The following is an 11,833-nucleotide window of genomic DNA, read 5'->3' on the forward strand; positions in this document are numbered from 1 at the left end:
TTACAGCGAATTAACGCCAAACCGTTGCCAAGCTATTCACACACCAAGAACTCTGCATGACGTTATACAGCCGGGCAAGGGACATCTCATGATCCAGTTCGACGCGGTCCACAAGCGCTTCCCCAACGGCACCACGGCAGTGAACGACCTCAACCTGGAGATACCGGAGGGCGGTGTCACCGTCCTCGTCGGATCCTCCGGTTGCGGCAAGACCACCACCCTGCGAATGATCAACCGGATGGTCGAGCCGACCTCCGGCACCATCCGCGTCGGCGGCAAGGATGTCACCCGGCAGGACGCGGCCGAACTGCGCCGCTCCATCGGCTACGTCATCCAGCAGGCCGGCCTCTTCCCGCACCGCACGGTGCTCGACAACATCGCCACCGTCCCGCTCCTGCTCGGCCGGCCCCGCAGGGAGGCCAGGGCCCGCGCCGCCGAACTGCTGGAGACCGTCGGGCTGGCTCCCGAGACCGGCAAGCGCTACCCGCACCAGCTCTCCGGCGGCCAGCAGCAACGCGTCGGCGTCGCCCGCGCGCTCGCCGCCGACCCGCCCGTGCTGCTCATGGACGAGCCGTTCGGCGCGATCGACCCGGTCGTGCGCACCCAGCTCCAGGACGAACTACTGCGCCTTCAGGCCGAGTTGAGCAAGACCATCGTGTTCGTCACGCACGACATCGACGAGGCGGTGCGCCTCGGCGACCAGATCGCCGTGTTCCGCACGGGCGGCCACCTGATCCAGTGCGCCCCGCCCGCCGAGCTCCTGGCCCGCCCCGCCGACGAGTTCGTGGCCGACTTCCTCGGCGCCGAGCGCGGACTGAAGCTGCTGTCCCTGAAGACCCTCGCCGACGTCCCGCAGGGCCCCGCTCCCGAGGGTGGCACCTGGACCCTCGTCCTCGACGCGCAGAACAAGCCCCTCCACTGGGCCTCGAAGGACGCCGAGATCCCCGTCCGCCCGCTACGGGACACCGGCTCCCTCCTCTCCGCCCTCAACGAGTCGGTCGCCTCCCCCACCGGCCTGATCGCCCGCGTCGACACCGACGGCGTGCTCACCGGCGTCTCCTCCCGCGACGACATCCACGAGCACGCGGGCCGCGCCCACGCCGAAGTACGGGTGGCCGCATGACGATCGACTGGTCCTGGGTGTCCGCCCACACCGACGACCTCACCACCCTGACGCTCTCCCACCTCCAGGCCGCCCTCACCGCCGTCGCCCTCGGCCTGCTGATCTCACTCCCGCTGGCCGTGGTCGCCCACCGGATCCCCCCGCTGCGCGGCTTCCTCCTCGGCGCGTCCAACGTCCTCTTCACGATCCCGTCGATCGCGATCTTCGTACTCCTCCTGCCGGTCAGCGGCCTGACCCGCACCACCACCGTGACCGGTCTGACCGTCTACACCCTGGTCGTCCTGCTGCGGAACACCGTCGAGGGCCTGGACTCGGTGCCCGTGAAGGTGAAGGAGGCGGCGAAAGCGATGGGCACACGCCCCCTGCGCACGCTCCTCACCGTCGAGTTCCCGCTCGCGCTCCCCGTGATCATGGCCGGCGTCCGCATCGCCACCGTCATGTCGATCTCCCTCGTCTCCGTCGCCACCTACATCGGCGACGGCGGCCTCGGCCAGCTCTTCACCGACGGCTTCCAGCGCGACTTCCCGACGCCGGTGATCGCCGGAGTGGTCCTCACCCTGCTCCTCGCCGTCGTCGCGGACGCGGCGCTGGTCGCCGTCCAGTACGCCCTCACCCCCTGGGCCAGGAGGCGAGCCTGATGTACGAACTCCTCAAGAACCTCGGCACGTGGCTGGTCAGCGGCTCCCAGTGGACCGGACCCGACGGCATCGCGCACCGCCTCGCCGAACACCTCCAGTACTCCCTGCTGGCCACGCTCATCGCCGCCGCCATCGGTCTCCCGCTCGGCCTGCTGATCGGCCACACCGGCAGGGGCGCCTTCCTCGCGATCAACCTCGCCTCCTTCGGGCGGGCCCTGCCGACCGTCGGCCTGGTCGTGCTGGTCTTCCTGGCCGGCGGCCTGTCGATGCTGCCGGTGTACGTCGCCCTGGTCGCCCTCGCGGTCCCCGCGATCGTCACGAACACCTACGCCGGCATGACGGCCGTAGACCCGGACGTGAAGGACGCGGCGCGCGGCCAGGGCATGCGCGGCCACCAGGTCCTGTTCCAGGTCGAGCTGCCGCTCGCGCTTCCGCTGATCATGACGGGCCTGCGGCTGGCCCTGATCCAGGTCGTCGCCACGGCGACCATCGCCGCGTACGTCTCCTTCGGCGGCCTCGGCCGGTACGTCTTCGACGGCCTCGCCCAGCGCGACCTCGTCCAGGTGCTCGGCGGCGCGGTGCTGGTCGCCCTCGTCGCCGTCGTCCTGGACCTGGCCCTCGCCGGCCTCCAGCGCTTCCTCTTCCTCCCCCACGCTCGACGACGCTCGCGCGGGGGCGCCCCCATCCGCACCGCCTGAACCCCCGGGAACTTCCGATGAATCGTCGTACTGCCCTCGGCGGCCTGCTCGCGGTCGCCTCCGTCCCCGCCCTCTCCGCCTGCGCGAGCGGCATCACCTCCCTCAACGGCTCGGGCGCCGGCACCGGCGGCGGTGGCTCCAGCAAGGGCGGGGTCACCATCGGCACGGCCAACTTCACCGAGAACCAGGTCCTCGGCTACCTCTACGCCGCCGCTCTGAAGGGCGCCGGTGTGAAGACGACCGTCCGCCCCAACCTCGGCACCCGCGAGATCGTCATCCCGGCCCTCAGGGGCGGCGACATCGACCTGCTGCCCGAGTACCAGGGCGCCCTGCTCAACTACCTCGCCCCGAAGGCCACGGCCAGCGAGTCCGGCGAGATGCAGAACGCCCTCACCCAGGCCCTCCCGTCCGGCCTCCAGGTGCTGCCGTACGGCATGGCGGAGGACTCGGACGCCTTCGTCGTCACCCGCGAGACCGCGAAGAAGTACGGGCTGGTCTCCCTCGCCGACCTGAAGAAGCAGAACGGCAAGCTCGTCATCGGCGCCGCGCCCGAGGTGAAGAAGCGCCAGGTCGGTGCGGTCGGCCTGAAGGACGTGTACGGCGTCGCGTTCAAGGAGTTCAAGTCGCTGGACTCCGACGGGCCGCTGGTCAAGGGCGCGCTCAAGAAGGGCGACGTGGACGTGGCGAACCTGTTCACCACCGACACCGACATCAAGGCCAACGACTGGGTGGTGCTCACCGACCCCGAGCACCTGATCCCCAGCCAGCACATCGTCCCGCTCATCGCCGACCGCAAGGCCGACGACACCGTCCGCAAGGCCCTCGCCAGGCTGGGCAACCTGCTGACCACGGCCCAGCTCACCGAGCTGAACCGGCAGGTGGACAAGGACAAGAAGGACCCCGAGGACGTGGCCTACGCCTACGCCAGGCAGCACGGGCTGGTGAAGTAGACGGCCGGCGGCATCCGGAACCAGGGGTCCCGGACAGGGGGGCTAACCCCAGTGCGGCGCCGGCGGCCGCTCCCTAACCTGAACGGCATGGACACTCTGGACCCGCGGGACGTGGACCTGCGCAAGGACCTCGACGCCACGCTGCAGGCTCGCCGTGACCTGGGCGAGGACTACGACGCCGCGCTGCTGGACTCCTTCCTGGAGAAGGTCGAGCAGCGCATCGACGACGCGGTGGACCGCCGGGTACGGCGGCACCTGGCCGAGCAGCAGATGGCGAGCGCGCGCGGCGCCCGGCGCCCGAAGGGCGCCGACACCTGGCCGGAGCGCTTCGGGCTCGCGATCGTCTCGCTGGTCCTGGCGATCCCGCTGACCGCCGTCGCCGGCGGCGTCGCGGGGACGGCCGGGACGGTGGCCGCCTGGCTCGGGATCGTCGGCGTCAACTTCGCCCAGGCGGTCCGGTACAACCCTGAACTGCTCTCCGGCCGCCGCGCCCGCTCCCGCGACGACGGCTGACCCGCACGGCCCGCACTGCCCCACGGCCCGCACTGCCCCACGGCCCGCACTGCCCCGCGGCCTGTACGCCCCTCACGCCTGCCGGGTCGGCAGCACCATGATCTGGCGCAGGTTGACGTGCCGGGGCCGGCTGGTGGCGTAGGCGACGACGTCCGCGACCTCCGCCGCCGACAGGCTGCCGATCGCCTCGAACATGCCGTCCAGCTGCCCGGACAGCTCCGCGCTGTCGATATGCGCGGCCAGCTCGGTCTGCGTCAGCCCCGGCTCGATGTTCGTGACCCGCACGTCCCGCGGGCCGAACTCGGTGCGCAGGGACTGCGAGAGATAGGTGACGGCGGCCTTCGTGGCGCCGTACACCGCGTAGTTGGGGTAGGGGATGTGGGCACCGATGGAGGAGATGTTCACCAGGTCGGCGGTGCGCCCCTCGTCGGCCGCGCCCACCAGGTCGGCGCCGAAGGCACGGATGACCCGCAGCACTCCGGTGACGTTGGTGTCGAGCATGCGCTGCCACTCGTCGATGCGGCCGTCGGCGATCGGGTTCGGGAGCATGACGCCGGCGTTGTTCACGACCAGGTCGACGGCGCCGAACGTGTCGTGCACCAGGTCGCGGGCGGCCGCCACGGACGCGTCGTCGGTGACGTCGGCGGCCACGGCGAGCGCCTCGCCCCCGTCGGCCCGGATCTTCTCCACCAGCGCCTGAAGCCGGTCGGCGCGCCGGGCCAGCAGCGCCACACGGGCGCCCTCGGCGGCGAGCTGCACCGCGAGCGCCTCGCCGATGCCGCTGGCGGCGCCGGTGACGACGGCGGTGCGGCCGGACAGGTTCGGGTACGACATGGGTGTTCCCCCTGGATGTGGGCGCCGGGGCTGCTCCCCGGCGGCTGACACCACCCTCGCCGGATCCGGCGGCCGTACCCAGGGATGCGCTTTTCCTGGGTCTGCCAGTACCAGGTTCGGCCGCGGCCCCTCCCCTACGATCGACCCCATGGACGGGGACTGGCTGGAAGGGGAAGTCGGCGACTTCCTGCGCTCACGACGTGCACGGATCCAGCCCGAGGAGGTGGGGCTGCCCGGCCATGGGCGGCGCCGCGTACCGGGCCTGCGCCGCGAGGAAGTGGCCCAGCTCGCGGGCGTGAGCGTCGACTACTACATCCGGCTGGAGCAGGGGCGCGGCCCGAGCGTCAGTGACGCGGTGCTGGACGCGATCGCCCGGGTGCTGCGGCTGGACGAGACCGAGCACGCCCATCTGCGGACGGTGGCCCGCCCGCGGCACCGGCGCCAGGGCGGACAGCCCCGGCGGCAGCCCGCGCCCCGCGTGCGCCCCGGCGTGCAGACGCTGCTCGACGGCATGGAGCACAGCCCGGCGTTCGTGCTGGGCCGCCGGATGGACGTGCTCGCGTGGAACGCGCTCGGCGACGCGGTGAACGGCTTCAGCCGTATGTCCCCGGCCGAGCGGAACATGCCCCGGCAGGTCTTCCTGAACCCGGCCGCCCGTGACCTGTACCCCGAGTGGTCCGCGGTGGCCGCGACGACGGTGGCCAACCTGCGCCTGGCCGCCGGGAAGTACGCCGACGACCCCGAGCTGTGCGCGCTCGTCGGCGAACTCTCCCTGAAGAGCGAGGACTTCCGCCGGCTGTGGGCGGACCACGAGGTCAGGGAGTGCGCGTACGGCGTGAAGAAGGTCCGGCACCCGGTGGCGGGCCTGCTGACCCTGCCGTACGAGACGCTGACGGTCGGACACGACCCGGAGCAGACGATCGTGGTGTACACCCCGGAGAAGGGGTCGGAGACGGCGGAGCGGCTGGCGCTGCTGGGGAGTTGGACGACCGTCTAGAAAGCTGACGGCCCTCCAGAAAGCTGACGGCCGTGCAGAAAGCTTTCGCGGGGACCGCCGCACCCCCGTTGCCGGGGGGCGGGACGACGGCGGTCCCCGCGAGGGACGCGGGCCGGGTCAGGGCCGGGCTGCGCGTCCGTGGCGTCCATGGAGGTCCGGGAGCCGCTCCGGAGGTCCTTGGCGCCGTTCGGCGTCGGCCGGGGCGGGGAGCCGCTCCCGCCCTGCCGACACCCACTAATGTGCCGGACCCGTGTTAAGCGTGTGCTGCGTGGACGTGACACGCTCGTACCACTTCCGGGAAGACCGCCCGACCGGCGGACCACCCACAAGTGCCACACCGAAACCGGCAGTTCACCCCCCGTTCGGCTACTGCTTGCCGCCCTTGGCGAGGAACGCCAGCAGGTCCTGCCGGCTGACCACGCCGGTCGGCTTGCCCTCGACGAGGACGATCGCCGCGTCGGCCGAGCCGAGCACGGACATCAGGTCGCCGACGGGCTCGCCGGAGCCGACCTGGGGCAGCGGGGCGGACATGTGCTTCTCCAGCGGGTCCTCCAGGGAGGCGCGCTTGGAGAACAGGGCGTCCAGCAGCTCCCGTTCCACGACCGAGCCGACGACCTCGGCGGCCATCACGTCGGGGTGGCCGGCGCCCGGCTTGACGACCGGCATCTGCGAGACGCCGTACTCGCGCAGCACCTCGATGGCCTGGCCGACGGTCTCCTCGGGGTGCATGTGCACCAGGGAGGGGATGGTGCCGCCCGCCTTGTGGTTCAGGACGTCGGCGACGCGGGCGCTCGGGCCCTCGTCCTCCAGGAAGCCGTAGTCGGCCATCCACTCGTCGTTGAAGATCTTCGAGAGGTACCCGCGCCCGCTGTCCGGCAGCAGCACGACCACCACGTCGTCCGGGCCGAGCCGCTCGGCGACCCGCAGCGCGGCCACGACGGCCATCCCGCAGGAGCCGCCCACCAGCAGGCCCTCCTCCTTGGCCAGGCGGCGGGTCATCTGGAAGGAGTCCTTGTCGGAGACGGCGACGATCTCGTCGGCGACGGTGCGGTCGTAGGCGGTCGGCCAGAAGTCCTCACCCACGCCCTCGACGAGATACGGCCGCCCGGAGCCGCCGGAGTAGACGGAGCCCTCCGGGTCGGCGCCGATGACCTTGACCTTGCCGTCGCTGGCGTCCTTCAGATACCGGCCGGTGCCGGAGATCGTCCCGCCCGTGCCCACGCCCGCCACGAAGTGCGTGATCTTCCCCTCCGTCTGCTCCCACAGCTCGGGGCCGGTCGAGTGATAGTGGGAGAGCGGGTTGTTGGGGTTGGAGTACTGGTCAGGCTTCCAGGCGCCCGGGGTCTCGCGGACGAGCCGGTCCGAGACGTTGTAGTACGAGTCGGGGTGCTCGGGATCCACGGCGGTCGGGCAGACCACGACCTCCGCGCCGTACGCGCGCAGCACGTTGATCTTGTCGGTGCTCACCTTGTCGGGGCACACGAAGATGCACTTGTACCCCTTCTGCTGAGCGACGATCGCGAGCCCCACACCGGTGTTCCCGCTGGTCGGCTCCACGATGGTGCCGCCCGGCTTCAGCTCCCCGCTCTGCTCGGCGGCCTCGATCATGCGCAGGGCGATGCGGTCCTTCACGGAGCCGCCGGGGTTGAAGTACTCGACCTTGGCAAGGACGGTCGCCTGGATGCCCTTGGTCACGTTGTTGAGCCGCACCAGCGGGGTGTTGCCGACGAGGCTGATCATCGAGTCGTGGAATTGCACCGTTGTCTCCGGTTGCTGTGCACAAAAGCAGTGGTCGTAGTGGTCAAGTCAGCCTACGGCCCACGAGTGGGACGTGGTGGCCGTTCACTCCCCGTCGAGATTGGCGCACGGGCTGTACGGGGCAAGGAGTGGTTGTACGGCTACGAGGAGGTGGCGGCGACGCATGACGAACATGTCGAGGGCGCGGGTGGCCCGGCGCATCGCGGCCGGAGCGGCGTACGGCGGTGGCGGGGTCGGCCTGGCCGGAGCGGCCGCCGTCGGTCTGCTGCTGGCGGAGGTACGGCTGGCCCGGCGCCATGTGGGCAACGGCAGCGGCGGCCGGGTCCCGGTCGCCGACGGCATGTACGGCCTCACCTACGCCGTGCCCGGCGAACCGCCCCTGCGTCTGGTCATGCTCGGCGACTCGACGGCGGCCGGGCAGGGCGTGCACCGGGCGGGCCAGACCCCGGGGGCGCTGCTGGCGTCGGGGCTGGCGGCGGTGGCGGAACGCCCGGTGGAGCTCCGTAACGTCGCGCTGCCCGGGGCCCGGTCGGACGACCTGGACCGGCAGGTGGCGCTGGTGCTGTCGGCCGCCGCTCCCGTCCCGGACATCTGCGTGATCATGATCGGCGCGAACGACGTGACGCACCGGATGCCGCCGACCCGTTCGGTACGGCACCTGTCGTCGGCGGTACGACGGCTGCGCACGGCCGGCGCGGAGGTGGTGGTCGGCACCTGCCCCGACCTCGGCACGATCGAGCCGGTGCAGCAGCCGTTGCGCTGGCTGGCCCGGCGGGCGTCCCGCCAGCTGGCGGCGGCCCAGACGATCGGGGCGGTGGAGCAGGGCGGCCGCACGGTGTCCCTGGGCGACCTGCTGGGCCCGGAGTTCGAGGCGAACCCCCGGGAACTCTTCGGCCCCGACAACTACCACCCCTCGGCGGAGGGCTACGCGACAGCGGCGATGGCGGTGCTGCCGACGGTCTGCGCGGCCCTGGGTCTGTGGCCGGCGGAGGAGGAACGGCCGGACGTGATGCGGCGCGAGGGCTTCCTGCCGGTGGCCCGGGCCGCGGCGGAGGCCGCCTCGGAGGCGGGCACGGAGGTCACCGCGGCGATGCCGACGGGGCCGCGGGGACCGTGGGCGCTGCTCAAGCGGCGGCGCCGGCGCCGGGTACCGGAAGCCGAGCCGGCGACTCCGTCGGTCTGAACCTCTGCCGCGCGGGAGGCCCAAGCAAGCGCTTAGTAAATTGCGGCCAGTGTCACACCACCGCACCCGTGACCTGGACCATACGGAGCGGTAACTTCCCAAGCGGCCCTGCCCGAAAAGCACACACAGTCCACTGGAGCCGTGATGCCCGAAGCCGTCATCGTCTCGACCGCCCGCTCCCCCATCGGCCGCGCCGTCAAGGGCTCCCTGAAGGACCTGCGCCCCGACGACCTGACCGCCACGATCATCCAGGCCGCGCTCGCCAAGGTCCCCGAGCTGGACCCCAGGGACATCGACGACCTCATGCTCGGCTGCGGCCTCCCCGGCGGCGAGCAGGGCCACAACCTCGGCCGTATCGTCGCCGTACAGATGGGCATGGACCACCTGCCCGGCTGCACGATCACCCGCTACTGCTCCTCCTCCCTCCAGACCTCCCGCATGGCCCTGCACGCCATCAAGGCCGGCGAGGGCGACGTCTTCATCTCGGCCGGCGTGGAGATGGTCTCCCGCTACGCCCACGGCAGCTCCGACATGCCGGGCACCTACAACCCGCTGTTCGCCGAGGCGCAGGCCCGCACCGAGGCCGTCGCCCAGCAGGAGGGCACGACCTGGCACGACCCGCGCGAGGACGGCCTGCTGCCCGACCCGTACATCGCGATGGGCCAGACCGCCGAGAACCTGGCCCGCGCCAAGGGCATCACCCGCCAGGAGATGGACGAGTTCGGCGTCCGCTCGCAGAACCTCGCCGAGGAAGCCATCAAGAACGGCTTCTGGGAGCGCGAGATCACCCCGGTCACCCTTCCCGACGGCACCGTCGTCAGCAAGGACGACGGCCCGCGCGCCGGCGTCACTCTGGAGGGCGTGGCGGGCCTGAAGCCGGTGTTCCGCCCGGACGGCCTCGTCACCGCCGGCAACTGCTGCCCGCTCAACGACGGCGCCGCCGCCGTCGTCATCATGTCCGACACCAAGGCCCGCGAGCTGGGCCTGACCCCGCTCGCCCGCATCGTGTCCACCGGCGTCTCGGGCCTGTCCCCCGAGATCATGGGCCTCGGCCCGGTCGAGGCCAGCAACCAGGCGCTGCGGCGCGCGGGCCTCACCATCGACGACATCGACCTGGTCGAGATCAACGAGGCCTTCGCCGCCCAGGTGATCCCCTCCTACCGTGACCTCGGCATCGACATCGACAAGCTGAACGTCAACGGCGGCGCCATCGCCGTGGGCCACCCCTTCGGCATGACCGGCGCCCGCATCACCGGCACGCTCATCAACTCCCTGCAGTTCCACGACAAGCAGTTCGGCCTGGAGACGATGTGCGTCGGCGGCGGCCAGGGCATGGCGATGGTCATCGAGCGCCTCAGCTGACACACCGTCCGTAGCGGGACAGGCACGTCACGTCGCGAATCGGCCCAGAACCCAGGAATCTCCACGGTTCTGGGCCTTTTCGTGATCCAATCTCCCCCAGGATGTGACCTATCTCGCTCGCGCACCACAACAGTGCAGGTCAACGTGGGTCAGCGCGCCGCTCGAAGAATCCACGAGACCAAAGACCTGTCCGTTTCGTGACGTTACGCACTGACAGCTGGATAGTCCACCCTTCAAGCTGATGTAGGAAGTCGGGGGTCGACTTTGAACCGGGAGTACGTCAGTGAGCGCCATGCCCATCGCCCTGCTGCTCACCACGGCCGCCACCGGCGCCGTGGGCGTCGCCGTCCTGCGCACCGTCGTGAAGCTGCGCCGCCAGCTCACCGAGCTGCAGCACCGGCTCGCCGAGGACCAGGCGGCCACCACCCGCGCCCTGCTGCCCAGCGCCCGCACTCACGCCGACGCCGACCAGATACGCGCGGCCGTGGCCGAGGCGCTCGCCGAGGAGCGGGAGCGTGAGCTGGCCGAGGCGCGCGCCTTCTGGGCCGCACAGGAGGCCCGTGACGCCTCCGACGCGCCCTCTCTGCTCGGCCTGACCGACACCGAGATCTTCCTGCCCCGGCAGAGCGACTTCGCCGGCCTGGAGCCGGTGTCCGAGCCGACCACCGAGGCCGACGAGTTCGCCGGGGAGTCCCCGGAACTGGCCGCGGCCCGCCGCCGGCACCCCTCGCACCCCGACTTCGTCCCGGTGCAGTCGCCGGCCGTGAACGACCACGAGCGTACGGTGACCACGCTGGAGCAGCTCGCCGCCGACCGTGTCGAACTGGCCGACGTCCGTCCGGGCCCGCTCGGCACCCTCGACGTCTACGTCTTCGCCGACGGCACCACCCTGTGCATGACCCCGGGCCACCGCGAGACCGCCGAACGCCTGGCCGCGGCGGTGGCGTCGGGCGAGACCCCGTACCTCCTCGGCGGCTCGGGCATCTCCGGCGCCTACACCCTCACCTTCGCGTTCGGCGAGGAGATGGTCTACATCCTGGCGGACCGGGTCATAGCGTCCCTGTAGGGGTTCCTCAGACGCCGGCCCGCTGCCGCGCCTCCTCCACCAGCCGCACCGCTTCGGCGACCTGCTCCTCGCTCCGCAGCACCACCTCCAAATCGTGTGCGGCCACGAGGATCTGATCAGCGGCGGCGAACATCCCCGCGTCCGGCATCTCCCGGGGCTCGGCCCCGGGGTCCTCGACGCGCTGAGCCCACCGGGCCAACTCCCGGGCCAGCGCCAGCGCCTCGGCCGCGGCCCCCCGCTGAAGTCTGCTCTGCGGCGCCGCGCGCAGCCTGTCGGCGAAGTGATCCACTGCTTGCGTCAAGGGCGTCGTATCAACCACGCGCCGAGCGTAACGTGCCGGACTGTTGCCAATACGCGAACGCTCAGGCACGGTGACGTGAAGGACCGGCTTACATCCCCTTTGCGTTCGGAGGCGCCGATGTCCCAGCTCTTCTCCGAGGAGACCCATCGCAATCTGCTCGCCCGCATCCCCCACTGCACCGGTCGTGAAGTCTCCGACTGGCTGCGCACCGTCGAAGAAGGCCCCGCACTGTTCCGCTTCGAGGAGAAGGTCAGCTGGCTCAGGCACGAGTACGACCTCGCGTACGGCCACGCGAAGGCGATCGTGCACGAGTACGACTTGAGGAGGGCGGCCCGCAAGCTGCTCTGAGACGCGAAAGGGCCCCGGGTCGGAACCCGGGGCCCTTCGCACGCTCGCCGGCCGGCTGCCGG

The 11,833-nt window shown here is 71.3% G+C and carries 13 protein-coding genes; 10 read left to right on the forward strand and 3 right to left on the reverse strand.

Going from position 1 to position 11,833, the window contains the following annotated elements:
* The first annotated feature begins 88 nt into the window (after window positions 1-88).
* The 5 genes from LE548_RS24390 (at window position 89) to LE548_RS24410 (ending at window position 3,922) form a co-directional block, all read left to right on the forward strand.
* Window positions 89-1,123: an ABC transporter ATP-binding protein gene (locus tag LE548_RS24390; protein ID WP_225099083.1), complete on the forward strand. Its 1,035-nt coding sequence runs from the start codon at window positions 89-91 to the stop codon at window positions 1,121-1,123.
* Complete coding sequence (locus LE548_RS24395; RefSeq protein ID WP_225099084.1) at window positions 1,120-1,761, forward strand: ABC transporter permease; 642 nt, start codon at window positions 1,120-1,122, stop codon at window positions 1,759-1,761. Before LE548_RS24390 ends, LE548_RS24395 begins: the two co-directional genes overlap by 4 nt.
* The gene (locus LE548_RS24400; protein ID WP_225099085.1) at window positions 1,761-2,459 is read left to right on the forward strand and encodes an ABC transporter permease; all 699 of its coding nucleotides are present in this window, start codon (window positions 1,761-1,763) and stop codon (window positions 2,457-2,459) included. The genes LE548_RS24395 and LE548_RS24400 overlap by 1 nt, the downstream gene beginning before the upstream one ends.
* Window positions 2,460-2,476: 17 nt before the next feature.
* Entirely contained in the window at window positions 2,477-3,409 is a 933-nt protein-coding gene (locus LE548_RS24405) for an ABC transporter substrate-binding protein (protein ID WP_225099086.1), read from the forward strand.
* 87 nt (window positions 3,410-3,496) lie between these two features.
* On the forward strand, window positions 3,497-3,922 hold the full coding sequence (locus LE548_RS24410) for a hypothetical protein (RefSeq protein WP_225099087.1): 426 nt from the start codon (window positions 3,497-3,499) through the stop codon (window positions 3,920-3,922).
* Window positions 3,923-3,994: 72 nt separating this feature from the next.
* On the opposite strand, the gene LE548_RS24415 is transcribed toward LE548_RS24410, so the two are convergent.
* Entirely contained in the window at window positions 3,995-4,756 is a 762-nt protein-coding gene (locus tag LE548_RS24415; RefSeq protein WP_225099088.1) for an SDR family oxidoreductase, read from the reverse strand.
* A gap of 148 nt (window positions 4,757-4,904) precedes the next feature.
* Between LE548_RS24415 and LE548_RS24420 the strand changes: the two genes are divergently transcribed.
* Window positions 4,905-5,753 (forward strand): helix-turn-helix transcriptional regulator, encoded by an 849-nt coding sequence (locus tag LE548_RS24420; protein ID WP_225099089.1) that lies wholly within the window; start codon window positions 4,905-4,907, stop codon window positions 5,751-5,753.
* Window positions 5,754-6,119: 366 nt separating this feature from the next.
* Here LE548_RS24420 and LE548_RS24425 read toward each other — a convergent pair whose 3' ends face one another.
* The gene (locus tag LE548_RS24425; RefSeq protein ID WP_225099090.1) at window positions 6,120-7,511 is read right to left on the reverse strand and encodes a cystathionine beta-synthase; all 1,392 of its coding nucleotides are present in this window, start codon (window positions 7,509-7,511) and stop codon (window positions 6,120-6,122) included.
* Between the two features lie 163 nt (window positions 7,512-7,674).
* Between LE548_RS24425 and LE548_RS24430 the strand changes: the two genes are divergently transcribed.
* From LE548_RS24430 to LE548_RS24440, 3 genes are all read left to right on the forward strand, one after another.
* Window positions 7,675-8,694 (forward strand): SGNH/GDSL hydrolase family protein, encoded by a 1,020-nt coding sequence (locus LE548_RS24430; protein ID WP_225099091.1) that lies wholly within the window; start codon window positions 7,675-7,677, stop codon window positions 8,692-8,694.
* Between the two features lie 144 nt (window positions 8,695-8,838).
* Window positions 8,839-10,056, forward strand: coding sequence for an acetyl-CoA C-acetyltransferase (locus LE548_RS24435; RefSeq protein ID WP_225099092.1), 1,218 nt, complete (start codon window positions 8,839-8,841; stop codon window positions 10,054-10,056).
* 283 nt (window positions 10,057-10,339) lie between these two features.
* Window positions 10,340-11,122 carry a hypothetical protein gene (locus LE548_RS24440; RefSeq protein ID WP_225099093.1) on the forward strand — a complete coding sequence of 261 codons (783 nt, stop codon included), beginning with the start codon at window positions 10,340-10,342 and terminating at the stop codon, window positions 11,120-11,122.
* Between the two features lie 7 nt (window positions 11,123-11,129).
* Here the strand turns inward: LE548_RS24440 and LE548_RS24445 are convergent, their stop codons facing one another.
* The gene (locus tag LE548_RS24445) at window positions 11,130-11,441 is read right to left on the reverse strand and encodes a hypothetical protein (protein WP_225099094.1); all 312 of its coding nucleotides are present in this window, start codon (window positions 11,439-11,441) and stop codon (window positions 11,130-11,132) included.
* Between the two features lie 99 nt (window positions 11,442-11,540).
* Between LE548_RS24445 and LE548_RS24450 the strand changes: the two genes are divergently transcribed.
* Window positions 11,541-11,771 (forward strand): DUF4287 domain-containing protein, encoded by a 231-nt coding sequence (locus LE548_RS24450; RefSeq protein ID WP_020940491.1) that lies wholly within the window; start codon window positions 11,541-11,543, stop codon window positions 11,769-11,771.
* The last annotated feature ends 62 nt before the right edge of the window (window positions 11,772-11,833 follow it).

It is taken from the genome of Streptomyces sp. CoH27, from assembly GCF_020181035.1.
GTDB lineage: Bacteria > Actinomycetota > Actinomycetes > Streptomycetales > Streptomycetaceae > Streptomyces > Streptomyces camelliae.